The sequence below is a fragment of the Kocuria oxytropis genome (assembly GCF_040981195.1).
Taxonomy (GTDB): domain Bacteria; phylum Actinomycetota; class Actinomycetes; order Actinomycetales; family Micrococcaceae; genus Kocuria; species Kocuria oxytropis.
Window position 1 is genome coordinate 43932 of sequence record NZ_JAVFXA010000003.1, and the last position, 25463, is coordinate 69394.

The 25463-nt window shown below is 73.7% G+C and carries 22 protein-coding genes, 1 tRNA gene and 1 riboswitch; of the genes, 14 read left to right on the forward strand and 9 right to left on the reverse strand.

Annotated features, from left to right (window positions below; all coding sequences use genetic code 11):
- Positions 1–19 precede the first annotated feature (19 nt).
- The 4 genes from QYM41_RS04185 to QYM41_RS04200 all read left to right on the forward strand — a co-directional run bounded on the left by QYM41_RS04185 (position 20) and on the right by QYM41_RS04200 (position 4392).
- The gene (locus tag QYM41_RS04185; RefSeq protein WP_368798483.1) at positions 20–619 is read left to right on the forward strand and encodes a GNAT family N-acetyltransferase; all 600 of its coding nucleotides are present in this window, start codon (positions 20–22) and stop codon (positions 617–619) included.
- 250 nt (positions 620–869) lie between these two features.
- Entirely contained in the window at positions 870–2501 is a 1632-nt protein-coding gene (gene groL, locus QYM41_RS04190; protein WP_368798484.1) for a chaperonin GroEL, read from the forward strand.
- A gap of 152 nt (positions 2502–2653) precedes the next feature.
- Positions 2654–3361: an MgtC/SapB family protein gene (locus QYM41_RS04195; protein WP_368798485.1), complete on the forward strand. Its 708-nt coding sequence runs from the start codon at positions 2654–2656 to the stop codon at positions 3359–3361.
- Positions 3362–3423: 62 nt separating this feature from the next.
- Complete coding sequence (locus QYM41_RS04200) at positions 3424–4392, forward strand: RNase H family protein (protein WP_368798486.1); 969 nt, start codon at positions 3424–3426, stop codon at positions 4390–4392.
- A 9-nt stretch (positions 4393–4401) separates the two neighbouring features.
- Here QYM41_RS04200 and QYM41_RS04205 read toward each other — a convergent pair whose 3' ends face one another.
- Genes QYM41_RS04205 through QYM41_RS04225 form a run of 5 tightly spaced genes read right to left on the reverse strand, consistent with a single transcriptional unit; the run spans position 4402 to position 10787 of the window.
- Entirely contained in the window at positions 4402–5868 is a 1467-nt protein-coding gene (locus QYM41_RS04205; RefSeq protein WP_368798487.1) for a sensor histidine kinase, read from the reverse strand.
- A gap of 12 nt (positions 5869–5880) precedes the next feature.
- Entirely contained in the window at positions 5881–6603 is a 723-nt protein-coding gene (locus tag QYM41_RS04210; protein WP_368798488.1) for a response regulator transcription factor, read from the reverse strand.
- Positions 6604–6639: 36 nt separating this feature from the next.
- Positions 6640–8346, reverse strand: coding sequence for a DNA repair helicase XPB (locus QYM41_RS04215; RefSeq protein ID WP_368798489.1), 1707 nt, complete (start codon positions 8344–8346; stop codon positions 6640–6642).
- A complete protein-coding gene (locus QYM41_RS04220) occupies positions 8334–10526 on the reverse strand; it encodes a helicase-associated domain-containing protein (RefSeq protein WP_368798490.1) in 2193 nt (730 codons plus the stop codon). Before QYM41_RS04220 ends, QYM41_RS04215 begins: the two co-directional genes overlap by 13 nt.
- Before the next feature lie 3 nt (positions 10527–10529).
- The gene (locus QYM41_RS04225) at positions 10530–10787 is read right to left on the reverse strand and encodes a hypothetical protein (protein ID WP_368798491.1); all 258 of its coding nucleotides are present in this window, start codon (positions 10785–10787) and stop codon (positions 10530–10532) included.
- Positions 10788–10940: 153 nt separating this feature from the next.
- Here QYM41_RS04225 and QYM41_RS04230 point away from each other — a divergent pair, with 153 nt between their 5' ends.
- The 3 genes from QYM41_RS04230 (at position 10941) to QYM41_RS04240 (ending at position 13247) form a co-directional block, all read left to right on the forward strand.
- Positions 10941–11324: a cold-shock protein gene (locus QYM41_RS04230; protein WP_368798492.1), complete on the forward strand. Its 384-nt coding sequence runs from the start codon at positions 10941–10943 to the stop codon at positions 11322–11324.
- A 70-nt stretch (positions 11325–11394) separates the two neighbouring features.
- Positions 11395–11991, forward strand: a complete 597-nt coding sequence (locus QYM41_RS04235) for a DUF3027 domain-containing protein (protein ID WP_368798493.1) — start codon at positions 11395–11397, stop codon at positions 11989–11991.
- A gap of 44 nt (positions 11992–12035) precedes the next feature.
- Positions 12036–13247, forward strand: coding sequence for an MFS transporter (locus QYM41_RS04240; protein ID WP_368798494.1), 1212 nt, complete (start codon positions 12036–12038; stop codon positions 13245–13247).
- Here QYM41_RS04240 and serC read toward each other — a convergent pair.
- Positions 13244–14383: a phosphoserine transaminase gene (gene serC, locus QYM41_RS04245; protein ID WP_368798495.1), complete on the reverse strand. Its 1140-nt coding sequence runs from the start codon at positions 14381–14383 to the stop codon at positions 13244–13246. The genes QYM41_RS04240 and serC overlap by 4 nt on opposite strands.
- Positions 14384–14614: 231 nt before the next feature.
- Here serC and QYM41_RS04250 point away from each other — a divergent pair, with 231 nt between their 5' ends.
- The 4 genes from QYM41_RS04250 to QYM41_RS04265 all read left to right on the forward strand — a co-directional run bounded on the left by QYM41_RS04250 (position 14615) and on the right by QYM41_RS04265 (position 18070).
- Positions 14615–15301, forward strand: a complete 687-nt coding sequence (locus tag QYM41_RS04250; protein ID WP_368798496.1) for a metal-dependent transcriptional regulator — start codon at positions 14615–14617, stop codon at positions 15299–15301.
- Between the two features lie 408 nt (positions 15302–15709).
- A riboswitch (cyclic di-AMP (ydaO/yuaA leader) is annotated at positions 15710–15859 on the forward strand.
- Positions 15860–15864: 5 nt separating this feature from the next.
- Positions 15865–16539, forward strand: a complete 675-nt coding sequence (locus QYM41_RS04255; protein WP_368798497.1) for a C40 family peptidase — start codon at positions 15865–15867, stop codon at positions 16537–16539.
- Positions 16540–16809: 270 nt separating this feature from the next.
- Positions 16810–17706 (forward strand): C40 family peptidase, encoded by an 897-nt coding sequence (locus QYM41_RS04260; RefSeq protein ID WP_368798498.1) that lies wholly within the window; start codon positions 16810–16812, stop codon positions 17704–17706.
- 97 nt (positions 17707–17803) lie between these two features.
- A complete protein-coding gene (locus QYM41_RS04265) occupies positions 17804–18070 on the forward strand; it encodes a hypothetical protein (protein ID WP_368798499.1) in 267 nt (88 codons plus the stop codon).
- Here the strand turns inward: QYM41_RS04265 and QYM41_RS04270 are convergent.
- A complete protein-coding gene (locus QYM41_RS04270) occupies positions 17988–19379 on the reverse strand; it encodes a DUF4031 domain-containing protein (protein ID WP_368798501.1) in 1392 nt (463 codons plus the stop codon). The two genes, QYM41_RS04265 and QYM41_RS04270, sit on opposite strands and share 83 nt — an antisense overlap.
- 63 nt (positions 19380–19442) lie before the next feature.
- On the opposite strand from QYM41_RS04270, the gene QYM41_RS04275 reads away from it, so the two are divergent.
- Positions 19443–19515, forward strand: a tRNA-Arg gene (locus tag QYM41_RS04275).
- 74 nt (positions 19516–19589) lie between these two features.
- On the opposite strand, the gene QYM41_RS04280 is transcribed toward QYM41_RS04275, so the two are convergent.
- A complete protein-coding gene (locus QYM41_RS04280) occupies positions 19590–20237 on the reverse strand; it encodes a hypothetical protein (protein ID WP_368798502.1) in 648 nt (215 codons plus the stop codon).
- 149 nt (positions 20238–20386) lie between these two features.
- On the opposite strand from QYM41_RS04280, the gene QYM41_RS04285 reads away from it, so the two are divergent.
- Together QYM41_RS04285 and pcrA are read left to right on the forward strand one after the other, a co-directional pair.
- The gene (locus QYM41_RS04285; protein ID WP_368798503.1) at positions 20387–21115 is read left to right on the forward strand and encodes an NHL repeat-containing protein; all 729 of its coding nucleotides are present in this window, start codon (positions 20387–20389) and stop codon (positions 21113–21115) included.
- A 55-nt stretch (positions 21116–21170) separates the two neighbouring features.
- Positions 21171–23639: a DNA helicase PcrA gene (pcrA, locus tag QYM41_RS04290; RefSeq protein WP_368798504.1), complete on the forward strand. Its 2469-nt coding sequence runs from the start codon at positions 21171–21173 to the stop codon at positions 23637–23639.
- Positions 23640–23827: 188 nt separating this feature from the next.
- On the opposite strand, the gene QYM41_RS04295 is transcribed toward pcrA, so the two are convergent.
- Complete coding sequence (locus QYM41_RS04295; RefSeq protein WP_368798505.1) at positions 23828–25276, reverse strand: sugar porter family MFS transporter; 1449 nt, start codon at positions 25274–25276, stop codon at positions 23828–23830.
- Positions 25277–25463: the final 187 nt, after the last annotated feature.

Below are 25463 nucleotides of genomic sequence, written 5' to 3' on the forward strand. Positions count from 1 at the left end.
CCCACCGGAAGGAACCACCGTGCAGATCGAAGGAAGCAGAGTCCGCCTCCGTGACTGGACCGAGGAGGATCTCGCTGCCTACGAGACGTGGATCATGCCGCCCGCCGGCGGCGGTGAGCACGAGTGGCAGCGCACGGACGGCCCGTTCTACCCCAACTTCACCGCGGAGGGCGCCCAGCGCTGGCTGGCGACCCTCCGGGAGCACGTGGCGGCGGGGGACTGGCCGGACCCGCGCGAGACCATGGTCATCGCCGACGCCTCCGACGACCGGTTCATCGGGCAGGTGTCCTGGTACTGGTCGGAGAAGCCCACGGAGGACCCCGGGGACGGCACGCACCTGCTGCCGCTGCGCTCCCTGGGCATCACCGTCTACTCCCCGGAGCACTGGAGCGGCGGCTACGGGACCGAGGCCCTGCGCCTGTGGATCGACCACATCTTCGCCCGCTCCGACTCCCACCGCCTCGACCTCGAGACGTGGAGCGGCAACGTGGGCATGTGCCGGGTCGCCGTGAAGCTGGGCTTCACGGAGGAGGCCAGAATCCGCCGTGCCCGCAAGGTCCGCGGCGAGTACTACGACCGGATGATCTACGGCGTGCTCCGGGAGGAGTGGCAGGGCTGAGCGGATTCGGCTCAGGGGTTTGCACTCTCCGGGGACGAGTGCCAAGATTGCGATTAGCACTCAGTCGTGTGGACTGCTAATGGATCGGTCCCCGGCCCGACCCGGGCAGCCACCGGCACAGGAGTGACACCTCAACCACCACGGTGAGGTGCCGCGCGGCGTCGGGAAGAGTCCGTCGCCGTGCGCGCCGTCCGTCGCGGGCACCGTGGAGGTCGACCGTTTGTCTACCGTCCAGGAGGGACGAAGTCACATGGCAAAGATGATTGCTTTCGACGAAGAGGCACGCCGCGGTCTCGAGCGGGGTCTGAACACCCTGGCCGACGCCGTCAAGGTCACCCTCGGCCCGCGCGGCCGCAACGTGGTCCTCGAGAAGGCCTGGGGCGCCCCCACGATCACCAACGACGGCGTGTCCATCGCCAAGGAGATCGAGCTCGACGAGCCGTACGAGAAGATCGGCGCGGAGCTCGTCAAGGAGGTCGCCAAGAAGACCGACGACATCGCCGGCGACGGCACCACCACCGCCACCGTGCTCGCCCAGGCGCTCGTCAAGGAGGGCCTGCGCAACGTGGCCGCCGGCGCCGACCCGCTGAGCCTCAAGCGCGGCATCGAGAAGGCCGTCTCCGCGGTCACCGAAGAGCTGCTGGCCTCCGCCAAGGAGGTCGAGACCGAGGAGCAGATCGCCGCCACGGCGTCGATCTCCGCCGGCGACCCCGAGATCGGCCGCCTCATCGCCCAGGCGATGGAGAAGGTCGGCAAGGAGGGCGTGATCACGGTCGAGGAGTCCAACACCTTCGGGCTGGACCTCGAGCTGACCGAGGGCATGCGCTTCGACAAGGGCTACCTCTCCGGCTACTTCGTCACCGACGCCGACCGCCAGGAGGCCGTCCTCGAGGATCCCTACATCCTCGTGGTCAACTCCAAGATCTCCGCGGTCAAGGACCTGGTCCCCGTGCTCGAGAAGGTCATGCAGGCCGGCAAGCCGCTGCTGATCATCGCCGAGGACGTCGAGGGCGAGGCCCTGGCCCTGCTGGTGCTCAACAAGATGCGCGGTTCCATCAAGTCCGTGGCCGTCAAGGCCCCCGGCTTCGGCGACCGCCGCAAGGCGCAGCTGGCCGACATCGCCATCCTCACCGGTGGCCAGGTCATCACCGAGGAGGTCGGGCTCTCCCTCGAGACCGCCACCGTGGACCTGCTGGGCCAGGCCCGCAAGGTCGTCGTGACCAAGGACGAGACCACGATCGTCGACGGCGCCGGCACCGCCGAGGAGATCGAGGGCCGCGTGGCCCAGATCCGCGCCGAGATCAACAACTCGGACTCGGACTACGACCGCGAGAAGCTGCAGGAGCGCCTGGCCAAGCTGGCCGGCGGCGTGGCCGTCCTCAAGGCGGGTGCCGCCACCGAGGTCGAGCTCAAGGAGCGCAAGCACCGCATCGAGGACGCCGTGCGCAACGCGAAGGCGGCCGTGGAGGAGGGCATCGTCGCCGGCGGCGGCGTGGCCCTGATCCAGGCCGGCCAGAAGGCCTTCGACAAGCTGCAGCTCACGGGCGACGAGGCCACCGGCGCGAACATCGTCAAGGTCGCCATCGATGCCCCGCTGAAGCAGATCGCGATCAACTCGGGCCTCGAGGCCGGCGTCGTCGTGGACAAGGTCCGCGGCCTGCCCCTGGGCCACGGCCTCAACGCCGCCACCGGCGAGTACGAGGACCTGATGGCCGCGGGCATCAACGACCCGGTCAAGGTCACCCGGTCCGCGCTGCAGAACGCGGCGTCCATCGCCGGGCTGTTCCTCACCACCGAGGCCGTCGTGGCCGACAAGCCGGAGCCCGCGGGCGCCGGTGCCGGTGCCGACGACGGCATGGGCGGCATGGGCGGCATGATGTGATCGACGGCTGACCCGTCGAGCGTGCCCAGCACGCATCCGGCACGGGCCGGGCACCTCCGACGAGGTGCCCGGCCCGTCGTCGTCCCCGCAGGGCGTGCCGCTGGCGCCCGAGTGGTGTTCAATCGGAGGCACCAGCTGCCGGAGGAGGAGCCGTGGGCGTCGTCGTGTGGGATGCGGTTCCCGTCCAGGTCGCGCTCGTGCTGATCGCCTTCGGCCTCACCTCCCTGGTGGGCCTGGAACGGCGGCTGCGGCGCAAGAGCGCCGGGCTGCGCACGCACGCCCTGGTCGGCACCGGCTCGGCCGTCTTCACCCTCGTCTCCGCCTACGGCTTCGGCGCCCTGCCCGGCATCGACGCCGGTCCCGACCCCTCCCGCGTGGCGGCCCAGATCATCACGGGCATCGGCTTCCTCGGCGCGGGCGTGATCTTCACGAACCGGGACGTGGTGCACGGGCTGACCACCGCCGCCAGCATCTGGCTCTCCGCGGCCATCGGCATGGCCTGCGGGGCCGGGCTCGTGCCGCTCGCCGTGGTCGCCACGGGACTGCACTTCGTCTCCGCGCTGATGCTGACCCCGCTCTCCCGCCGACTGCCCGGGATGGTGGCGCCGCAGGGACTGCGGCTGCGCTACGAGGACGGGCACGGCGTGCTGCGCGAGGTCCTCACGGTCGTCGACGAGCTCCAGCTGAGCGCCTCCGTGGTCTCGAGCCGGACGGTCGAGGGCCCCACCGGGGCCGAGGTCGAGCTGCTCCTGCGGCTCGACGGCAAGACGGACCTGCGCACCGCGGCCGTGCAGCTCTCGAAGGTCGCCGGGGTGCGCGACGTCGCCCAGCAGCAGCTCGAGCAGGAGCCCGGCGACTGAGCGCCCGTCCGGCCCCGGGGCCGTGGCGTTCGAGGGCGGGCCGCCGTGAAAAGATGGGATCCATGACGATCACAGCTGCCGCCGACGGCTCCGCGCTGGGCAATCCCGGTCCCGCGGGATGGGCCTGGTACATCGACGACAACACCTGGCGGGCCGGCGGATGGCCGCACGGCACCAACAACATGGGCGAGCTCAAGGCGGTCCTGGACCTGCTCGAGGCCACGGCCCACCGCCCCGAGGAGCCCCTGCGGGTGCTGTGCGACAGCCAGTACGTCATCAACTCGATCACCAAGTGGATGCCCGGCTGGAAGAAGAAGGGCTGGAAGAAGAGGGACGGCAAGCCCGTCCTCAACGTGGAGCTCATGAAGGCGCTCGACGCCGCGATGACCGGCCGGAACGTGCACTTCGAGTGGGTCAAGGGCCACGCCGGCCACGAGCTCAACGAGGCGGCCGACCAGCGCGCCCGCGCGGTGGCCACGGCCTTCCAGACCGGGCGCCCCGCGCCGGAGGGTCCTGGCTTCGACGGCGCAGGGGCCCGCCCGGGCGCGGAGGGCCCCGTCGTCGCCGGTCCGCGGCCGGCGGAGGACACGGAGCCCGGCGGGCCCGGTGACGGCGACGACCCGGACCTGCTGAGCGAGCTGCTCGCCCACGAGGAGGAGCTGGCCCGTGGGCGCACGGCGGGGGAGACCGTCCTGGACCTCGAGCGGGACCTGCTGCGCCCGGAGGTCCGGGCGGACCCGGGCCGGCTGGGCCAGCTGCTGCACGAGGGCTTCGCCGAGGTCGGCGCCTCGGGGACGTGGTGCTCCCGGGAGGACGTCCTCGCCCGGCTGCCCCGCGAACCGGCCCTCGGCGCCGTGGACCTGCACGTGCTCACGACCACCGACCTCGGCTCGGCCGCCGTGCACCTCGTCTACCGGCTCACGGCGGGGGACCGCACGAGCCTGCGCAGCTCCCTGTGGGTCCGGGAGGACTCCCGCAATGAGCTGGGTCCCTGGCAGCTGCGCTTCCACCAGGGCACCGACGAGTCCTGACGGGTCCGCTCACACCTCGGGGGCGTCGTCGGCGGGCTCGATCCCCGGCACGCGCACGGTCATGGTCGCCCCGCCGCCGGGGGTCGCGGTGAGCCGCACGGTGCCGTCGTGCTGCTGGACGATCGCGGCCACGATCGACAGTCCCAGCCCCGTGCCGCCGGTCTCCCGGGTGCGGGAGGAGTCGGCCCGGTAGAAGCGCTCGAACACGCGCTCCGCGTCCTCGCCCTGGATCCCCGGGCCGTGGTCGCGCACCTGCAGGACGGCGTTGAACGTGTCGTCGACCGAGTGCTCCACGCCCACCGCGATCTCGATCGGGGTGCCCTCCGGGGTGTAGCGCAGGGCGTTGGTCACGAGGTTCGCCACGACCTGGCGGAGCCGGAACTCGTCGCCGTGCACCCACGCCGAGACCGGCCCGCCGCCCCGCAGGCCCTCGACCGTGATCCGCCGCTCGGGGGCGGAGACCCGGGCGTCCCCGGCCGCGTCGAACGCGAGGTGCAGCAGGTCCACGTCGACGTTCTCGGCGGGCCGACGCTCGTCGAGGCGGGCGAGCATGAGCAGGTCCTCGACGAGCTGCGTCATCCGCTGCGCCTCGGACTCGATCCGGGACATCGCCCCGGCCACGTCCTCCGGCTGCTGCAGGGCGCCGTGCCGGTAGAGCTCCGAGTAGCCGCGGATGGTCACCAGGGGCGTGCGCAGCTCGTGGGAGGCGTCGGCCACGAACCGCCGCAGCTTGGCCTCGGACCGGGTCCGGGCGTCGAAGGCGTCCTCGATGTGGCCCAGCATCGCGTTGAGGGACGCCGAGAGCTGGCCGATCTCGGTCTGCCGGTTGTAGCCCTCCATGCGCTGGGAGAGGTCGCCCTCCGCGATGCGGGCGGCGGTCTGCTCCACCCGGTGCAGGGGTGCGAAGGCGCGGGTGACCAGGACCCAGCCGACGGCCATGGCGGCGAACAGGGTCGCCACGCCGAAGCTGAGCGTCAGGAGGGTCACCGCGCTGAGCATCGCGTTCATGTCGTCGAGCGGCTCGGCGACCGCCACCACGAGGTTCAGCTGCTGCGTCTCGGCCGCGACCACCCGCCACCGGCGGTCCGGGGCGTCCACGGAGCCCACGGTGGTCGGCTCGAAGGGGTGCTCCCGCACCTCCTCGAGATCGACCTGGGACAGGTCCGGCCGCCGCTCGAGCACGCCGTCCGGCGTGTGCACCGCCTCGGCGAGCGTCCTGCCCTCGGCGTCGAGCAGGAACCCGGCGTGGGGGACCTGCACGGCCTGCCCCGTGCCCAGGTCGGCCACCAGCACGGTGGACACCGGCTGCACGGACTCGACCAGGCCGCGGTCGATGTCGTTCAGCAGCGAGCTGCGCAGCACCGAGATCGCCACGAAGCTCGTGACCAGGATGGACAGGGCGAGGAGCAGGCCCGTCAGGACCATCAGCTGCGAGCGCAGCGAGGTCGAGCGCCACCGGGAGGACAGGGTGTGCATCCCGGGACCGGGTCAGTGGTTCTTGTGCGAGGACCGCAGGAGGTAGCCGACGCCCCGCTTGGTGTGGATCAGCGGCGGCAGCTCCGGGTCGTTGTCGATCTTCCGGCGCAGGTAGGAGATGTAGGACTCCACGATGGAGGCGTCCCCGTTGAAGTCGTACTCCCACACGTGGTCGAGGATCTGCGCCTTGGACAGCACCCGGTTCGGGTTGAGCATGAGGTAGCGCAGCAGCTTGAACTCGGTGGGGGAGAGGTCGATCTCGCGCTCGCCCCGGAACACCTCGTGCGCGTCGTCGTCGAGGACCAGGTCGTCCACGCGCAGCCGGGAGTCGTCCTCCTCGGCCGGCTGGGTGCGGCGCAGCACCGCGCGGATGCGGGCGACGACCTCGTCGAGGCTGAAGGGCTTGGTGACGTAGTCGTCCCCGCCCACGGTCAGCCCCGTGACCTTGTCCTCGGTCTCGTCCTTGGCCGTGAGGAAGAGGATGGGGAAGTGCCGCCCGGACGCGCGCAGCTTGCGGGTCACGGAGAAGCCGTCCATGTCCGGGAGCATGACGTCCAGCACCGCGAGGTCCGGGTTCTCGGACTCCGCCTTGGCCAGGGCGTCACGGCCGTTGGCGGCGGTGACGACCTCGAAGCCGGCGAAGCGCAGGGACGTGGCCAGCAGCTCGAGGATGTTGGGCTCGTCGTCGACGACGAGCAGTTTCGCTTCGGGGTTGTCATTCTTCACGACACCCATTTTCTCGGAACACCCTGAAAGCCGCCTGAACGGCGGTCACCGGTCCTCGGGGAGTTCCCCGGGGGCCTCATGACCGGGGGCCTCGTGACCGGGGGCTTCGAGATCGGCGGCGTCGAGGATCCGGTAGGCGTAGCCCTGCTCGGCGAGGAAGCGGCGGCGCTTGGCCGCGTACCCGGCGTCCACGGTGTCGCGCGCCACCACGGTGTAGAACGTCGCCGGGCGGCCGTCGCGCTTCGGGCGCAGCAGCCGGCCCAGGCGCTGCGCCTCCTCCTGCCGGGAGCCGAAGGCCCCCGAGACCTGCACGGCGACCGAGGCCTCCGGCAGGTCGACCGAGAAGTTCGCGACCTTCGAGACCACGAGCACCGGCAGCTCCCCGGCGCGGAACGCGGCGAAGAGCTTCTCCCGCCGTGCCGTGCTCGTGCTGCCCTGGAGCACCGGGGCGCCGAGCAGCTCGCCCAGCTCGCCGAGCTGGTCCAGGAACTGCCCGATGACCAGCACCGGCTCCCCGCGGTGACGCGCCACGAGCCGGGCGACGACGTCGAGCTTGTGCGGGGAGGACGAGGCGAGACGGTGCCGGTCGGCGTCCTCGGCGGAGGCGTAGGCCATCCGGTCGGCCAGGGGCAGCTCCACCCGGACCTCGACGCAGTCGGCGGGCGCGATGTGGCCCTGGGCCTCGATCTCGCGCCAGGGCGCGTCGTAGCGCTTGGGCCCGATGAGGGAGAACACCTCGCCCTCGCGGTGGTCCTCGCGCACCAGGGTGGCCGTGAGGCCCAGGCGGCGCCGGGCCTGCAGCTCGGCGGTCATCCGGAACACGGGGGCGGGCAGCAGGTGGACCTCGTCGTAGACGATCAGCCCCCAGTCGTGGCCGTCGAGCAGCTCCAGGTGGGGGTGGAGGCCGCCGCGGCGGGACGTCAGCACCTGGTAGGTGGCGATCGTCACGGGACGGACCTCCTTGACGGCCCCGGAGTACTCGCCGATCTCGTCCTCCGTGAGGGTGGTCCGCCGCAGCAGCTCCGCCTTCCACTGCCGCGCCGAGACCGTGCTCGTGACCAGCACGAGCGTCGTGGTGGAGCTCGCGGCCATCACCCCGGCGCCGACCAGCGTCTTGCCGGCGCCGCAGGGCAGGACGACCACGCCGCTGCCGCCGGCCCAGAAGTTCTCCACCGCGTGGCGCTGGTACGGGCGCAGGGCCCAGGCCTCGCCCGTGAGCGGGTCCGTCTCCGTCAGGGCCACGGGGTGGGGCGTGCCGTCCACGTAGCCGGCCCGGTCCTCCGCCGGCCAGCCCACGGTCAGCAGCAGCTGCTTGAGCCGGCCGCGGGCGCTCCCGTGCACCACCGTGGTGGCGCCGTCGATCCGGGGCCCGAGCAGCGGGGCGATCGTGCGGTGCCGGGAGATCTCCTCCAGGACGGGGGCGTCGTGGCTGCGCAGCACGAGCCCGTGCACGGGGTCCTGCTCGAGCACCAGCCGGCCGTAGCGGGACATCGTCTCGTCGATGTCCAGGAGCAGGGCGTGCGGGACCGGGAACCGGGAGCGGGTGAGGAGGACGTCGAGCACCTGCTCGGCGTCCAGCCCGGCGGCGCGGGCGTTCCACAGGCCCAGCGGGGTGATCCGGTAGGTGTGCACGTGCTCCGGGGCGCGCTCGAGCTCGGCGAAGGCCGCGAGCTCGCGCCGCGCGTCGTCGGCGTCCTCGTGGTCGAGCTCGAGCAGCACGGTCCGGTCGCTCTGGACGATCAGTGGTCCCACGGGGCGGCTCCTCGGCTGTCGGGCGAACGGTCGGTCGGGCGGCCGGCGGGGTCGACCGCCGGGTGGCCGGGGGGAGGGCCGGGGAGGTCGTCGGGGGGCCGCGCCCGGTCCCGGCCGGTGAGCCGGTCCACCAGCTCCGCGATCTCGTCGGCGGAGGGGACGGGCAGGCGCGGGGCGGGGACCTCGAGCAGCAGCAGCGGGTCCTCGGCGGGGGACGTGCCGACGGCCTCCGCGGGCACGTCGTCGAGCGCAGGCTCCGTGCCCGTGGCCCGCACGGCGGCCGCGAGCTCCTGCCACCCGCCGTCCCGGCCGGCCGGTCCCCGGCGCCGGCCGGGACCCTCCGCGCCGGAGCCGACCACGAGCACACCGGGCGCGGGCCGGCGCAGCCGCCGCCCCGCGAGGTCCGGGGAGCCGGCGAGTGCCTCCAGCAGCTCCTCCTCCCCGGTGAGCACCCAGTCCGCCCGGGTGATCCGGATCCGTCCGTGCGCCCGGCCGGTCTCCTCGACCAGGTAGGCCAGGGCCTGCGGCACCTCGCCCCGGCCGTGCTCGTCGAGCCAGGCCAGGATCGAGGAGGGCGTCCACCCGGCGTCGAGGGCGCGGTGCAGGGAGCGCTCGCTGAAGCGGTGCCGCGGGACCGGGCCGTGGCCCTCCGGCTCGGCCAGCCCGGTGAGGGCGCGGGCCACGTCCGGCGCGAGGTAGCCCGTGGCCGTCGCCGTGAGGTCGCTCTGCAGCAGCACCGTCCGCGTGGGGGCGGGCAGCCACCCGGCCACGGAGCGGACGGCGTCCTCGGGCCGGTCCTGCGCCAGGGCCAGCCCGGGTGCGGTGAGGGCGCCGGCGCCCAGCAGGCCGAGATCCGCGGCCTCCGTGAGCATCCCCGGCCCCCACCGGTCCAGGGCCCGCGCCAGGCGCGGTCGGCGCCACCGGGCGAGGGCGACGACGTCCCCCGTCCCGTGGCCGCCGGGGGAGCGCTCGGCGAGCTCGGCACAGGCGGCCAGGACCGTCCGGCGCACGTCCGGGGCCTCCGGGGCGTGCGTGCCGCGGGTGAGGACCCCGATGACCGTGCCGTCGGCCAGCGGCAGGCCGGCGGCGGAGGGGACGACGTCGGAGGCCAGCCACGAGCGCACCAGGTGCCACCACTGGCCGGTGCGGTCGGCGTCCTCCACGGGGGCCGGCGCGGGACGCCAGGACGACGTGTCCGGGTCCAGCCGCACGAGCCCGGACAGCTCGCCCAGACCGAGCAGGCGGACGAGCTCGGCGTGCTCGGTGCCCAGGGCCGAGCGCAGCCGGCGCAGCTCGCGCACGCCGACCCCGCCGGCCCGCAGGGTGGTCAGCGGCCGGTCCCGCAGCTCGGCGCGCAGTGCCGCACCGCGCCGCAGCAGCTGCTCGACCGCCGCCGCCGCGGCGTTGTCCCGCACCCGGTCCGGCACGCGCGTGCCGGGCGGGAGCGGCGGCTCCGGCGGCGTGGCGGCCCAGGGATCGGGCCCGCGCAGCAGCAGGCCCACCTCCCGCGGGAGCTCCACGTGGCGGGCGTCGACGGGCAGGAGCACGCCGTGGGCGAGGAGCCAGTCGACGGGCTGGGCGAGGGGGTCGGCCGCGGGGTCGACGGGCCGCAGGGCCTCCGGCAGGGCGCCCACGGGGCGGGATCGGAACCGCTCGAGGACCTCCCGCACCGGCGCGGGCCACCCGGCGAGCTCCTCGGCGGTGCGGGGCAGGACGGTGCGGGGCAGGTCGGTGCGGGACGGGTCGGCGCCCGGCTCCGGCGCGGCCGCGGCTCCCCCGCGCAGGCGCGCGGCGGAGGCGGCGAGCACGCGGTGCGGGCGGCCCAGGCCCGCCGGATGGCGGCCGAGGGCCTCCTCCACCCCGGGCACGAGCCGCAGGGCGTCGCCGTCCCGGAGCACCAGGCCCAGCCGGTGCAGCCGGTCCCACGGCGGGTCCGGCGGCACCGTCGCGACCGCACCGCCGGGCGGGCCCAGGAGCACGGCCCGCTCGACGGCGTCCAGCTCGGGTCGGGAGAGCGCGTCGAGGGCCCGGCGCAGGCTGCCGCGGGACAGCAGCGTCCCGGCGAGCTCCCCGAACGAGGCCGTGCCGGGACGCACCGCGTCCGGCCGGGCGGCGAGCAGCGCGCCCAGCTCGGCGGGGGAGCGGGACGCGAGATCCCGGAGCAGGTCGTCCGGGAGCACGGATCAGGCCCGGCGGCGGCGCAGCAGGGAGCGCACCAGGACCGCGCAGAACAGCAGGAAGGCCACCGGGAACGCGAACCACGGCACCACCGTGAGCCCGTCCCAGGGATCCGCGCCCACGGCCTCGAGCACGAGGAGCAGGGCCAGGCACGCCGCGCTCACCAGCCCGAGCAGGACCGCGGAGGCGCCGAGGACGTCGACACCGGTGCGGGGGGCGGAGCGGTTCGGGGACGTGGCGGCTCGGTCGTCGGAGGCAGGCATGGCTCCAGAATACCGAGCGCGGCGGTGCGCCGGTGACCGCGCCCGGCGGAGCCCGCACCCGGAGCAGGGCTAGAATGGGAGGTTCCACAGGGTGGCCCGGCGGCGACGACCGCCGGGCCACCCCACCACGAACACGAGGACGAGGGAGACAGCGTGCCCACCGGCAAGGTCAAGTGGTTCGATGCGAAGAAGGGCTTCGGGTTCCTGGCGGCCGACGACGGCCAGGAGGTGTTCCTGCCCTCCTCGGCGCTGCCCTCCGGGGCCGGCACGGTGAAGCCGGGGACGCGGATGGAGTTCGGCGTCGCCCAGGGCCGGCGCGGCGCGCAGGCGCTCTCCGCCCGGATCCTGGACCGGACCCCGTCGGTCGCGAAGAACGTCCGGAAGCCCGCCGAGGAGATGGCGGTCATCACGGAGGACCTGATCAAGCTCCTCGACGACATGTCCAACGGGCTGCACCGCGGCCGCTACCCGGACTCCGCGCACGGGAAGAAGATCGCCGCGATCCTGCGCACGGTGGCCGACAACCTGGACGTCTGAGGACGCCACGGGCCGCCGTCGCGGTCCGCCCCCCATCCGTCCCCGACATCCAGCACGAGGGAGACCAGCAGTGACCGAGGACACCGTCCAGGACGCGACCGCCGAGGCCGCGGCCCCGGCGCCCGACACGGCGGCCCCGCCGCCCCGCCGCCGCCGGACCCCGAAGCAGGACCCCCTGCTGGTGGCCGACGTCGCCACCGCCCGCGCGGGGGTCGAGCAGATCGCGGAGCCCTCCCAGATCGGTCCCGGCCACCGGGTCACGGTGGAGGAGGACCGTCTGGTCGTCCACCTCTTCGAGTGCACGCTGCCCGGCTACCGCGGCTGGAACTGGTTCGCGAGCCTGGCCCGGGCCCCGCGCAGCAAGGCCGTCACGGTCTGCGAGGTGGGCCTGCTGCCGGGGGACGACGCCCTGCTGGCGCCCGAGTGGGTCCCGTGGTCCGCCCGGGTGAGCCCCGAGGAGAAGGCCCAGGAGGATCTGGACCGGGCCGAGGACGAGGCCGCGGCGAACGCCGGGGCCGGTGCGGACGCCGGGGCCGTTGCGGGCGCCGAGGCCGGTGCGGACGCCCAGTCCGCTGCGGGCGCCGCCTCCCGGGAGGGCCGCGAGCAGGCTCCGGACGACACCGCCGGGGACGGGGCCGTCCCGCCGCCGGAGGGCGGGCGGTCCTGACCGCTGCGCCGGGGGACGCCGGGGCGCCCGAGCCCGCGGGCGGGATGTTCCGGTCCTTCCGGTTCCGCAACTACCGGCTGTGGTTCCTGGGCGCGCTCGTGTCCAACATCGGGACGTGGATGCAGCGCACGGCCCAGTCGTGGCTGGTCTTCGACGAGCTCACCGACCACGACGCCACCGCCATGGGCGTGGTGACCGCCCTGCAGTTCCTGCCCCAGCTCCTCCTCGCCCCCTGGGCGGGCGTGCTCGCGGACCGGCTCGACCGCAGGCGCCTGCTGCTGTGGACGCAGACGTCCATGGCGGTGCTGGCGGCGGGTCTCGGGGCGCTGGTCCTGGCGGACGCGGCCACGCTGTGGCACGTCTACGGCTTCGCCCTCGCCCTGGGGGTCGTCTCCACGCTCGACGCCCCCGTGCGCCAGACCTTCGTCTCGGAGATGGTCGACGACGCCTATCTCTCCAACGCGGTGGCCCTCAACGCGACGTCCTTCAACACCGCACGGATGATCGGTCCGGCCGTGGCCGGGGTGCTCGTCGCCTCGATCGGCTCGGGCTGGGTCTTCCTCCTCAACACGGTGACCTTCGGCGCCATGCTCGCCGCCGTCCTCGCCATCCGCACGGACGAGCTGCGCGGGATGCCCCGGTCCGGCCGGGGGCGGGGCCAGATCCGGGAGGGACTGGCCTACGTGGGCGGGCGCCCCGACATCGTGGCGGTGCTCGTCACGATCTTCCTCATCGGCACCTTCGGGCTGAACTTCGCGGTGTTCCTGGCGGCCATGGCCGGGCCCGAGTTCGGCCGCGGCCCGGAGACCTTCGGTCTGCTCAACTCGGTGCTCGCGGTCGGCACGGTGGCGGGGGCCCTGCTCTCGGCGCGGCGCCGCAGCGCCCGGCTGCGCTACGTCTACGGCGGCAGCGCCGTCTTCGCCCTCAGCTGCCTGGGCGCGGCCACGGCACCGAGCCTGCCGCTGTTCGCGCTGTGGCTGGTCCCCTGCGGAGTCTCCTCCCTGACCATCATGACCACCGCCAACGCCTACGTGCAGTCGACCACCTCGCCGGTGATGCGCGGACGCGTCATGAGCCTCTACATGGCCATCTTCCTGGGCGGCACCCCGGTCGGGGCGCCGGTCGTCGGCTGGATCACCGACGCCCTCGGCGCACGCTGGGGCATGGGGGCCGCCGTGGCCGCGGGGCTGGGCGGGGCCCTGGTGGGCCTGACCGTCCGGCTGCGTGCGGGTCGCCCCTCCGCGCCGGACGGCTAGCGTCCGGAGCCCGGGCGGAGCTGCCCGACGACGTGGTCGACGCAGGCCAGCAGCCGGGAGACGTCCTCCGGGTCGATGGAGACGAAGGTGGCGATCCGCAGCTGGTTGCGGCCCAGCTTGCGGTAGGGCTCGACGTCGACCACGCCGTGGGCACGCAGGGCGGCCGCGACGGCGGCGGCGTCCACCGTGCGGTCGAAGTCCACGGTGGTGATCACCGTGGAGCGGTCCTCCGGGGCCGCCACGAACGGCGCCGCGAACTCCGAGGCCTCGGCCCACGCATAGACGAGGTCGGAGGACGTCCTCGTGCGGGCCGCGGCCCAGGACATGCCGCCCCGGTCGTTGAGCCAGCGGACCTGCTCGTCGAGCATGACCAGCGTGGCCAGGGCGGGCGTGTTGTACGTCTGGTTCTTCCGGGAGTTCTCCAGCGCGGTGCTGAGCCGCAGGAAGTCGGGGATCCACCGTCCCGAGGCGTCGATCCGCTCGATCCGCTCGATGGCGGCGGGGGAGAACGCCCCCAGCCAGAGTCCGCCGTCGGAGCCGAGGTTCTTCTGCGGGGAGAAGTAGTAGACGTCCGTGGCCGCCACGTCCGCGGCCATCCCCCCGGCCGCGGAGGTCGCGTCCACCAGCACCAGCGCGTCGTCGGCGATCCCGGCGGGCCGGGCCACGGGTGCCGCGACCCCGGTGGAGGTCTCGTTCTGGGGCCACGCGTAGACGTCCACCCCCTCCTCGGCCCGGGCCTGCGGCCGGGTGCCGGGGGCGGACTCCACGACCGAGGCGCCCTCCAGGAACGGGGCGGCACCGGTGGCCTGGGCGAACTTCGCCCCGAACTCCCCGAACACCAGGTGCTGGGCCTTCCGCTCGACGAGCCCGAAGGCGGCGGCGTCCCAGAAGGCCGTGGCCCCGCCCAGCCCCAGCAGCACCTCGTGGCCCTCGGGCAGGCCGAGGAACCGGGCGAGTCCCTCGCGCACCGAGGCCACCAGTTCCTGGACCGGCGCCTGGCGGTGCGAGGTGCCGAGCAGCGCGGACCCGGCCCGGGCGACGGCCTCGACCTGGGCCGGGCGGATCTTCGAGGGGCCGGCGCCGAACCGGCCGTCGAGGGGCAGCAGGTGCTGGGGGATGGTGACGTGTGCGGGCAACGGGCGCTCCCTGGGCAATGGTGGGCGGCGGGTGACGGGCGTCGGCGGGCGCGGCCGCCGGAGGGCGCTCGCGCTGGTCGCGCCCGCCGCCCATTCTGCCCCACGGGCGGCGGCGGGCGCGGCGGCCGGCTCCCTCCGCCGCCGGTGCGGGCCGCCCACTAAGCTCGTGCGGGAAGACCGGACCGGGCGGGATCCCCGGGGCCGGACGGCCGGACGAAGGATGACTGAGGCATGAGCGACCTGATCGACACCACGGAGATGTACCTGCGGACCGTGCTCGAGCTCGAGGAGGAGGGGATCACCCCGATGCGGGCCCGCATCGTGGAGCGTCTGGACCACTCGGGGCCCACGGTCTCGCAGACGGTGTCCAGGATGGAGCGGGACGGGCTGCTGACCATGGGCCCGGACCGGTCGCTGCTGCTCACCGAGGCGGGGCGGGAGCGGGCCGTGCAGGTCATGCGCAAGCACCGGCTGGCGGAGCGGCTGCTGGCGGACGTCATCGGCCTGGACCTGGCCCAGGTCCACGACGAGGCCTGCCGCTGGGAGCACGTCATGAGCGAGCAGGTCGAGCGGCGGCTCGTGGACCTGCTCCACAGTCCCCGTCACTCGCCGTACGGCACCCCGATCCCGGGTCTGGCCGCCCTGGGGGTCGAGGAGAGCCCCGCCGCGGCGCACCCCTCCCTGCTCGACGCCGCCCGCCGGCTGCCGGAGGAGGCCCACACCGTGGCCCTGCTGCCGGAGGTGGTCCAGGCGGACGCCGACCTGCTGGGCGTGCTGAGCGACGTGGGCGTGCTGACGGGCGCGGAGGTCAGGGCCCGGGTGGACGGTGAGCGCGTGCGCGTCGAGGTGCCGGCCACGGGCCGGTCCGCCGAGATCGACCTGCGCACCGCCGCGGCCATCCGCGTCCTCGCTCGCTGACCTGTCGCCGGAGGCCGCCGAGGGCACTCCGGGGGCGCTCCGGAGGGCACCCTCGAGGGGTCTCCGGCATGTCCGGGCGAGGGGGCGGACCGCAGTGTGGGGACGTTCACAAGCGACTTTCGGCCAGTCCGGCCCGGCGGGCCCGTCCGGGGCGCCGCACCCCCGGTGACGTGCGGATTCTCGGTCCTCCGAGGTGCGCTCCACAGAACGTCACGGATGGGAACTCATATCCGAGAAGAGATCAAAAGGGCATGATTCGGAGGCTGACCGTGTCCCGACCGTGATCGGCCGTGATCAAAACGTGACACTTCCGTAATCAATCATGTACTGTTCAACGCGTGCTGATCACTGGTCGGATCGGCGCCCACGGAGCACATCGCCGAATTCTGCCGGTGCCCCGTGGCCTCTTCACAGAAACTGCTTGGCAGAAGCGGGGGAACCACTTTCGGTCCCGGTGATCCGGGTCCTTGGGGTTAAGTCGTCAGAGCGCGTGCGCTCTGCGGCCGGGTGTCTCCCACCCGAATCCGACAGCTCACCTCGTAGGCAAAGGGAGGAACTCACCCATGTCGCTTTTCCAGCAGAACACTGCCCGCCACCGTGCCGAGAGCACCTCGCACGTCGTGCGCAACACCACCATCGCCGCCGCCGCCGGCGCCGCGATGATCGGCTCCATCGCTCCGGCGCAGGCCTACGCCCAGGCTCCCGTCGAGTCCGGTGCGGCCTACTCGGCCCCGGCCTCCGCCTCGCTGGCCGGTTACACCTCGTACACCTACCAGGCCCCGGTCGCCGCGCAGCCCGCCTACGAGGCCCCGGCCTACCAGGCCCCGGCCCCCGCCCCGGCTCCGCAGGCCGCCTCCACCGCGAGCGTGACCCCGCAGTCCACCGCCACCACCGCGATCGCCCCGGCGGCCGGCGGCATCGTGGGCACCGCGATGTCCGCCCAGGGTGCGGGCTACGTCTACGGCGGCACCGCCTACGGCGCCTGGGACTGCTCCGGCTTCACCCAGTGGGTGTTCGCGCAGAACGGCATCGACCTGCCCCGCACCACCTGGTCCCAGTTCGCCGCGGGCACCCCCACGGCCAACCCGCAGCCCGGTGACCTCGTCTCCCAGAACGGCGGCGCGCACGTCGGCATCTACATCGGCGCCGGCAAGATGATCTCCGCCCTCAACCCCACCCAGGGCACCCAGGTGCACTCCGTCAACGCCATGCAGCTGGACGGCTACTACACCTTCTGATCCGGCCCGCCGCCCGCGGGGACAACCCGCGGGCGGCGCCCGATCCTTTTCTCCCCCCCCCCACGGAGTTCCGCTCTCCCGGTTCTCCGTGCTCCCTGCTGTCCGACCGGACGGCCCCCTCCTCCGCTCGCCCGGCCGTCGTTCCCGATCCCGGAACACGGTCCTGCCGGACACCGGATCACCCCGAGCACCGCCCGGGGTGATCCGCGCTGTCTCCGCGTCCCTCCGGCAGACCGCCCCGGCCCCGCCAGAAAGCCGCCTGAACTCCTCATGACTCGTGACCTGTCCTCCCCGAACGGCATCGCCTCCCTCCTGAGCGGCAAGGCCCGCACGGTCGCCGCCGTCGCCGCGTTCTCCGGCCTCGCCGTCGCCACCACCGTCTCCGTGCAGGCCGCTCCGTCCCAGGACGCCTCCGCCGACGCCCCGCTGTCGGCCGTCGCGGCCGCCACCCCCACCGCGGCGCCCACCGTGTCTCTCGAGCCCGTCGCCCACGTGACGAAGGCCGAGAAGCCCGCGGAGAAGAAGACCGAGAAGAAGGCGGAGAAGAAGACCGAGAAGAAGGCGGAGCGGACGGTCGAGACCCCGGTCGTCGCGGCCGTGGCCGCCCCGGCCCCGAAGCCCGTGGCCGCCCCCGCCCCGGCCCCGGTGGTCGAGGCGCCGAAGCCGGTCGTGCAGGCCGCCCCGGCCCCGAAGCCCGCCCCTGCCCCGGCCCCGGTGGTCGAGGCGCCGAAGCCGGTCGTCCAGGCCGCCCCGGCCCCGAAGCCCGCCCCCGCCCCGAAGCCGGCCGTGCAGGCCGCTCCGGCCGCGGAGCGCACCGTCACCACCCAGAGCTCCGCCTCCGGCAAGGGCGCGACCATCTCGTCCGCCGCCATGGGACAGCTCGGCGTGGGCCAGGACTGCACCGCGCTCGTGACCAACGCCCTGCGCGCCGCCGGAATCAACCACCACGGCTGGCCGGCCTCCTACCTGAGCCTCGGCACGCAGGTCTCCGCGGGCCAGGCCCAGCCCGGCGACCTCGTCTACTACGCCGACGGCGGCATGGGCGCGGCCCACATCGGGGTGTACATCGGCGGCGGCAAGGCCGTCCACGGCGGGTGGAACGGCGGCACGACCGTCGTCGACAGCGTCAACGTGGGCTCCGGCCCCGTCTACGTCCGCGTGCGCTGAGCGCACGCGAGAGCACCGGTTCGGGTGCGCGGTTCCTGGTCGGCCAGACGGGAACCGCGCACCCGCTGTCGTTCCCGGCGGCCGATAGACTGCTGGCATGTCCACCGACTTCAGCCGCAACGCCCGCACCAGCCTCGATCGTGAGTACGCCTACATGGCCTACGGCATGATCGGCGGCGCGGTCCCCGGCATCGTGGCCGGCTTCGTGGTGGCCGCGTTCGTGGGCCACGCCGCCATGTGGTTGTCGGTCTTCGGCGGCATCGGGATCGTGCTCGGGCTGGTCACCGGGATCCTGCTCCACCGGAGGCGGCACGCCCGGACCGGGTCCGCGGATCCCGCGGAGCCCGGCGCAGCGCCGGAATGACGTGGTCCCGCAGCAGCGGGGCCAGGTCCGGCGGGAGCGCCGAGGGGTGCTCCCCGTCGAGGGGAAGCCAGCGCAGCTCCGCGATCTCGGCGAGCGGCACGGGCCTGCCCGGCAGGCGCGCGGTGTAGACGGTGCAGCGCACCCACGTGCCGGCCTCGTTCGCCGCCGGCGCCACGAACTGCCCGAGCGGGCGCAGCAGGTCCGGGTCCAGCCGCAGCCCCACCTCCTCGGCGGCCTCGCGCACCGCCGCCGCGGCCGGGGTCTCACCCGGGTCCAGCTTGCCGCCCACCAGCATGAAGCGCTCCGTGCCGCGCTTGCGCACCGTCAGCAGCGCCCCGTCGTCGTCCTGCAGGCACACGGCGGTGATGGTCAGCACCGCCGCGCCCGCGGGGGGATCCCCGGGCGGCGGGCCGGCCACCCCGCGCAGCCGGGCGATCTCCTGCTCGAGGTTGCGCCGCGCCGCGGCGTCCCAGCGCTGCCGGGCCTCGGCGGTGCGGAACAGGGGCCGGCGGTCCCGGAGGTCCTCGAGCACCCGCAGGCGGGCCCGCGCGAACTCCGGGTCCGGCACGTGCGCGTACTCCTGCCGCACCCCCGCGACGTAGGCGGCATAGCCGGCCGGGTCCGCGCCGAGCACCGAGAGGTCGGCGTCGAGGAGCAGGTCCCCGAGCAGGTCCTCGTCCCCGGCGCGGTGCCCGAGGGTGAGCAGCACCAGCCGCTCGACCTCCGCCACCACCGGCGCGGGGAACCCGGCCGCGCCGAGCCGGGCGCGGGCCAGCTCCGCGGACTCCCGTTCGTCCGCCCCGGGCCGGGCGCGGTAGACCGCGTCGTGGAACCACGCGGCGAGGACGAGGGTCCCGGAGCGCGCCGGGTCGGGCGCCCGCCCGCTCCCCAGCAGGTCGAGGGCCTCGAGCACCGCGAGCAGGTGCGAGGGGCCGTGGTAGTGCCGGTGCGGCTCGCTCCACCGGTCCAGGAGCTCCCGGCCCAGTCCCGGGTGGTCCGGGAAGCGGGCCGTCCACCGGCGGAGCAGCACGCGGGCGAGCCGGTCGGGGCGCGCCCGCGCCGGGACGCGCAGCCCGCTGCGCACGAGCACGCGCGTGAGCCGGCGGCCGTCCACGGGGTGCGCGCCCGCGGCGACGGCCTCCGCGTACCGGCTCTCCGGCACGTCGTAGTGGTCCCGGTCGAACGCGCGCCGGGGCACACCCAGCCGCTCCGCGAAGGCGTGCAGCTCCGCGTAGGACGTGTCGGAGACCAGGTGCGAGAAGTGCGTCCCGTGGGCGGGCCACAGCGGCGGATCGATGTAGACGGGCATGCGACCGATCCTAGACGCGGCCGGTTCGCGGGGGTCCGGGGGAGCACCTAGACTGTTCGCGTCGCCCTCGTAGCTCAGGGGATAGAGCACGGCTCTCCTAAAGCCGGTGTCGTTGGTTCGAATCCAATCGAGGGCACGCACGCCCCGGACCGCACGGTCCGGGGCGTTCCCGCGCCGGAGCCGAGCCGGGGCGCACCCGGGGGTCGCCGGTCAGTCCGACGGCGCCCGCGAGCCGGCCCGGCGCCGGAGGACCTCCACCGTCACGGTCGCGGTGACGGCGAGCAGCAGCACGAGCAGCACCCATCGGGCGGTCACCAGCGCCGAGGCCGTGGTCACGGCGGAGCCGTCCCCGGGGTCCGCGAGCGCGGCGTCGATCGCGGAGTTGGCCGCCAGGGAGACGGTCGCGAAGCCGAGCACCACGGCCGAGAGCGCCCACCGCCGGAGCCGGGAGACCGTGTTCACCGCCACGAACAGCAGCCACGCCAGTCCCACCAGCAGCGGGGCCAGCAGCCCGGACGTGCGGTGCACCGCCTCGTACTGGGCCCGGCCCTCCTCGCCCAGCGCCGAGGCGAGGCGCTGGGCGTGCTCCTGGCCGAACCCTCCGGGCATCCACTCCGGCAGGGTGATCCCGCCGGCCGCGGCGGCCCCGAAACGGGGCAGCACCCAGGCGTGCACGTACAGCCACAGGGCCGCGGAGACGGCCATGGCCACGCCCACCACCAGGCCCGAGCTCGAGCGCGCGGGCTCGGGCCGGAGCTGTCCGGGGCGCGCCTGGTGCAGCCGTGTTCCCCGGGGCGGTTCCGGGGCCGCCGGGGTGCCGCCGTGCTTGCGTGCCTTCTGTGCGCGTGTCAGTCCCATGCCCCCATTATCCGAGCGTGCACCCCCGCCCAACGCCGGGACCGGGGGGTAGGCTGGGGCCACCCGCACCGGTCCTCCCGGACCGCGCGGGGGGCGGCCCGGCCGACGACGACCGGGCGCTCGACGAGGACGACACGGAGGTGCCGGTCATGGAACTGTCCATCGGACTCCCGGACGGCCTGCTCATGCGGCTGACCGAGGGCAACGTGCTGACGCTGTTCGAGAAGGATCACGAAACGGTGCGCCGCACGGTGGACTGCTCCGTCCTCGGCGGCGCCCCCATCGCGGACATGGTGTGGTCGCACAAGCTCTCGGCCGTGATCGTGGCGGTGCCCTCCCTGCACCGGCTCTTCCGCTGGGACCCGTACACCGACGTGCTGTACGAGTTCGCGGGGACCGGCGAGTCCGGTCGGCGGGACGGCAAGGCGGCGCAGGCCAAGTTCGCCGCCACCGTGTCCATCACCGAGGACGGCGGCGGCACGCTGTGGCTCATCGACCGGGACTCCTCGTCCCTGCGCTGCATCGAGATCGACACCGACAAGCCGGACGGCGGCCCGCAGGTCTGCACCGTGGTCGGCCGGGCCGGCGCCGGCTTCGCGGACGGACCGGCGGACACGGCCCAGCTGGACCACCCCGAGGACCTGCAGATCCTCTACGACGGCTCGATCGTGATCGCCGACACCGGCAACGACGCGATCCGCCACCTCGACCCGTCCAGCCGGGAGCTGGACACCGTCTACGGCGGCGGGAACGAGAGCGCCGCCGAGTTCGACGACGACATCGCGCTGCGCCGCCCCGTGCGGGTCACGGTCGCCGACTCGGAGCTGTGGGTCGAGGACGACAACGGCCGGCACCGGCTCGAGCTGCACTTCGTCTGAGGGCCGTCCACCGGCCGGTCCTGCCGTCACCGGGCCTCGGTAGACTGGGTCCACGATGGACTACCTCTTCGACAACCCGCTCCTGCCCTCCGCCTCCGTGGACCGCCCCGGCACCACGACGAGCCCGCCGCGGCGCGGCACCGTCCCGCCCGACGCGCTCGTGGAGGGACTCAACGAGCCGCAGCGGGCCGCCGTCGAGCACTCCGGCTCACCGCTGCTGATCGTGGCCGGCGCCGGCTCCGGCAAGACCCGCGTGCTGACCCACCGGATCGCGCACCTCCTGGCCACGGGCCGGGCGCACCAGGGGGAGATCCTGGCGATCACGTTCACGAACAAGGCCGCCGCCGAGATGCGCGAGCGGGTGGTCGAGCTGGTGGGGGACTCGGCCCGGTCGATGTCGATCTCCACCTTCCACTCCTTCTGCGTGCGGGTGCTGCGCCGGGAGGCCGCGAGCGTGGGCCTGAAGTCGACCTTCTCGATCTACGACTCCGCGGATTCCCTGCGCCTCATCACGCTCGTCGCCAAGCAGCACGACCTCGACCCGAAGCGCTTCGCGCCCAAGAGCATCCAGCACCGGATCTCCGCGCTGAAGAACGAGCTCGTCGACGACGAGACGTATCTCTCCCGGGTCTCCGAGAGCGACCCCTTCGAGAGCGCCGTCGCCCAGGTCTACCGCGGCTACACGGAGCGGCTGCGTTCGGCCAACGCCATGGACTTCGACGACCTCATCGCCCAGACCGTGCACATGCTCCGGGCGTTCCCGCAGGTCGCCGAGTACTACCGGCGGCGGTACCGGCACGTGCTCATCGACGAGTACCAGGACACCAACCACGCCCAGTACGCACTCGTCCGCGAGCTCGTCGGCACCGGGACGGACACCGGGCCCGGGGCGAGCCCCGTGCCGCCCGCGGAACTGACCGTGGTGGGCGACTCGGACCAGTCGATCTACGCGTTCCGCGGCGCCGACATCCGCAACATCGTCGACTTCGAGCAGGACTACCCCCAGGCCCGGACCATCCTGCTGGAGCAGAACTACCGCTCCACCCAGAACATCCTCACCGCGGCCAACGCGGTGATCGCGAAGAACACGGGCCGCCGGGACAAGCGGCTGTGGACGGCCTCCGGCAGCGGCGAGAAGATCACCGGCTACGCCGCGGAGAACGAGCACGAGGAGGCCCGGTTCATCGCCGAGGAGATCGACCGCCTGCAGGACGAGGACGGCTACCGCCCCGGCGACGTCGCCGTGTTCTACCGCACCAACGCGCAGTCCCGCTCCCTCGAGGAGATCCTGATGCGCGTGGGCCTGCCCTACAAGGTGGTGGGCGGCACCCGCTTCTACGAGCGCAAGGAGATCAAGGACGCCCTGTCCTACCTGCGCGCCATCGTGAACCCGGACGACGACATCAACGTCCGCCGGATCGTCAACGAGCCCAAGCGCGGCATCGGCGACCGCGCGGAGGGCGCCGCCGCGGCGCTCGCCGAGCGCGAGCGGATCTCGTTCATGGCCGCGCTGCGCCGTGCCGACGAAGCCCCGGGCATGGCGACCCGCTCCCTGAACGCGGTCCGGGCGTTCGTCCAGCTCATGGACGACCTCGCCTCGGTGGCCGAGGGCGCGGGCGCCGCGAGCGTCCTCGAGGCCGTCCTGGAGCAGTCCGGGTACCTCGCCGCGCTGCGCCAGTCCCAGGACCCCCAGGACGAGTCGCGGGTCGAGAACCTCGCGGAGCTGGTGGCCGTGGTCCGCGAGTTCGAGCGGGACCGTCCCGAGGCCGGGCTGCCCGAGTTCCTCGAGCACGTCTCCCTCGTGGCCGACGCCGACCAGATCCCCAACCGGCCCGCCGCCGGGAGCGAGGGCGGGCCGAGCGCCGAGCAGATCGCGGCGGAGGTCGCCGAGGCCCGCGAGCAGGGCGTGGTCACGCTGATGACCCTGCACACCGCCAAGGGTCTCGAGTTCCCCGTGGTCTTCCTCACCGGGATGGAGCACGGGCTGTTCCCGCACCAGCGCTCCCTCACGGACGAGAAGGAGATGGAGGAGGAGCGGCGCCTCGCCTACGTGGGCCTCACCCGGGCCCGTGAGCGCCTCTACCTCACCCGCTCCGAGTTCCGCTCCATGTGGGGGCAGTCCCAGTACAACCCGGCCAGCCCGTTCCTCGACGAGATCCCGGCCGAGCTCCTGGACTGGAAGCGCGAGGGGTCCTCGGCCCCGGCCTCCTGGGGGTCGGCGCTGCACGGGGGCGGTGCGGGGCAGCGGGACCCGATGCGGGGCTCCTACTGGGGCGCGGCGGCCGCGTCCAACGCGGCCTTCGAGCGGATGGCGCCGTCCCGGGCCACCACGGCGGGACGGGTGCAGCCCAACAAGGAGATCCCCAGCCTGTCGGTGGGCGACACCGTGGACCACAAGGCCTTCGGCAAGGGCACGGTGGTCTCCGTCGAGGGCGCCGGCGACAAGACCGTGGCCAAGGTGCGCTTCGGGGCCGAGGAGAAGCGGCTGCTGCTGCGCTACGCGCCGCTGACGAAGACCGGCTGAGCCCGGCCGGCCCACTGCGGTCCCGGCCGGCGAGCGGAGCCCGCCGCGGACGCACGGAGCCCGCCGCGGACGCCCAGGCCCCGGTGCCGTGGAGGGACGGAAGGAGCCTCCGTGGGGAGACGGTCCTGTCGAGGGACCGTCCCCGCCACGGGGGCTCCTGCGCGCGGCGTCCGGCCGCCGGGAAGCGCCTAGGAGGTGGGCGCCTTGATCTTGTAGATGGCGCCGGTGGAGACGTCCTCCTCGAGCGCCTCGAGCGTGCGCCCCCGGGTCTCGGGGACCTGGGTGTAGACGAAGACCAGGGCCAGCACGCCGACCCCGGCGAAGAGGAAGAACGTCCCGGTGATACCGACGGCCGCGACCAGGGAGGGGAAGTAGAGCGAGAGGACGCCGTTGGCGACCCACAGCATGAACACGGACACGCCGATCCCGAAGCCGCGCATGTGCAGCGGGAAGACCTCGGAGAGGTACACCCAGACCGCGACGTTGAGGAAGGTCTGCATCGAGCCGACGAAGGCCACCACGAGGGCCAGGATCACCCAGGGGCGCAGCGGGTTGCCGGCGTCCATCGTCATCGCGGCGATCCCGATCAGCAGGTGGCAGGTGGTGGTGAGGCTCAGGCCGATCATGAAGGTCTTGCGCCGGTCGAGCCGGTCCATCATGTAGAGGGCGATGAAGCCGCCGACCACCGCGATGACACCGGGGGCGATGTTGGCGATCAGGGCCGCGCTCGCGCTGAAGCCGGACTCGATGAGCACGATCTGCCCGTAGTACATGATCGAGTTGATGCCGGTGAGCTGCTGGGCGATGCCGAGGCCGATGCCGACCAGCATGATCCGGATCAGGTGCTTGTTGGTCAGGATCGTGCCCAGGCCGATCTGGTTCTCGGCCTTCTCCTCCTCGGCGACGTGCTCGACCTCGCCGAGCTCGGCGATCGCCCGGTCCTCGGAGCGGACCGACTTGAGCACCTCGAGGGCCTCCTCGTGGCGGCCCTTCTCGACGAGCCAGCGCGGGGACTCGGGCATCCGGAGCATGCCGATGAACAGCGCCACGGCCGGCAGCGCGGAGATCGCGAACATGATCCGCCAGACGCCGGTGACGTCGCTGAAGACGTTGCCGATGATCGCGTTGATCACGAACGCCGCGAGCTGGCCGATCACGATGGCCACCTCGTTGCGGCCCGCGATGGACCCGCGGATCTCGTACGGGGCCAGTTCCGAGAGGAAGACGGGCACGACCGCCGAGGCGCCGCCGACGGCCAGGCCCAGGCAGATGCGCCCGGCCACCAGGATCTCGTAGCCGGGCGTGAACACGACGATCATCGTGCCGACGAAGAACAGGACGGCCAGCAGGAGGATCGTCCTGCGGCGGCCCCAGGCGTCCGAGATCCGGCCTCCGGAGAGGGCGCCGACGGCGGCCGCGAAGACGAGGGAGCTGGTGACGATGCCCTCGGTGAACGGGGTGAGGCCCAGCTCGGCCGACATCGGACGGAGCGCGCCGTTGATCACACCGGTGTCGTAGCCGAAGAGCAGGCCGCCGAAGCAGGCGACGACGGAGATGAGGCCCAGGCGCTTGCGGTGCGGCCCGGAGGTGAGCGGAGGCAGCGTGGCGGCCGCCTCACGGGGTGACGATGTGGCCATCGGGGATTCCTTTGTTCATGCGCAGCCGGTGCGCGTGACGGTGCAGAGACATGGGGTCGACGGCGGCTCGCGGAGTGACGCACGTCTCACTGGTCCTGATGTCACTATGTTAGGACATACTGTGGCGACAGGGAACCCTCCGGAGGATATTTCTGTGACCGGCGCAACAACGGCGCCGGAGAGGGGC

Coding starts and splice junctions, on each gene's coding strand:
- groL (WP_368798484.1), top strand. CDS start 870: ATGGCAAAGATGATTGCTTTCGACGAAGAGGCACGCCGCGGTCTCGAG.
- QYM41_RS04200 (WP_368798486.1), top strand. CDS start 3,424: ATGACGATCACAGCTGCCGCCGACGGCTCCGCGCTGGGCAATCCCGGT.
- QYM41_RS04205 (WP_368798487.1), bottom strand. CDS start 5,868: ATGCACACCCTGTCCTCCCGGTGGCGCTCGACCTCGCTGCGCTCGCAG.
- QYM41_RS04210 (WP_368798488.1), bottom strand. CDS start 6,603: ATGGGTGTCGTGAAGAATGACAACCCCGAAGCGAAACTGCTCGTCGTC.
- QYM41_RS04225 (WP_368798491.1), bottom strand. CDS start 10,787: ATGCCTGCCTCCGACGACCGAGCCGCCACGTCCCCGAACCGCTCCGCC.
- QYM41_RS04240 (WP_368798494.1), top strand. CDS start 12,036: ATGTTCCGGTCCTTCCGGTTCCGCAACTACCGGCTGTGGTTCCTGGGC.
- QYM41_RS04250 (WP_368798496.1), top strand. CDS start 14,615: ATGAGCGACCTGATCGACACCACGGAGATGTACCTGCGGACCGTGCTC.
- QYM41_RS04255 (WP_368798497.1), top strand. CDS start 15,865: ATGTCGCTTTTCCAGCAGAACACTGCCCGCCACCGTGCCGAGAGCACC.
- QYM41_RS04260 (WP_368798498.1), top strand. CDS start 16,810: ATGACTCGTGACCTGTCCTCCCCGAACGGCATCGCCTCCCTCCTGAGC.
- QYM41_RS04265 (WP_368798499.1), top strand. CDS start 17,804: ATGTCCACCGACTTCAGCCGCAACGCCCGCACCAGCCTCGATCGTGAG.
- QYM41_RS04270 (WP_368798501.1), bottom strand. CDS start 19,379: ATGCCCGTCTACATCGATCCGCCGCTGTGGCCCGCCCACGGGACGCAC.
- QYM41_RS04280 (WP_368798502.1), bottom strand. CDS start 20,237: ATGGGACTGACACGCGCACAGAAGGCACGCAAGCACGGCGGCACCCCG.
- QYM41_RS04285 (WP_368798503.1), top strand. CDS start 20,387: ATGGAACTGTCCATCGGACTCCCGGACGGCCTGCTCATGCGGCTGACC.
- pcrA (WP_368798504.1), top strand. CDS start 21,171: ATGGACTACCTCTTCGACAACCCGCTCCTGCCCTCCGCCTCCGTGGAC.
- QYM41_RS04295 (WP_368798505.1), bottom strand. CDS start 25,276: ATGGCCACATCGTCACCCCGTGAGGCGGCCGCCACGCTGCCTCCGCTC.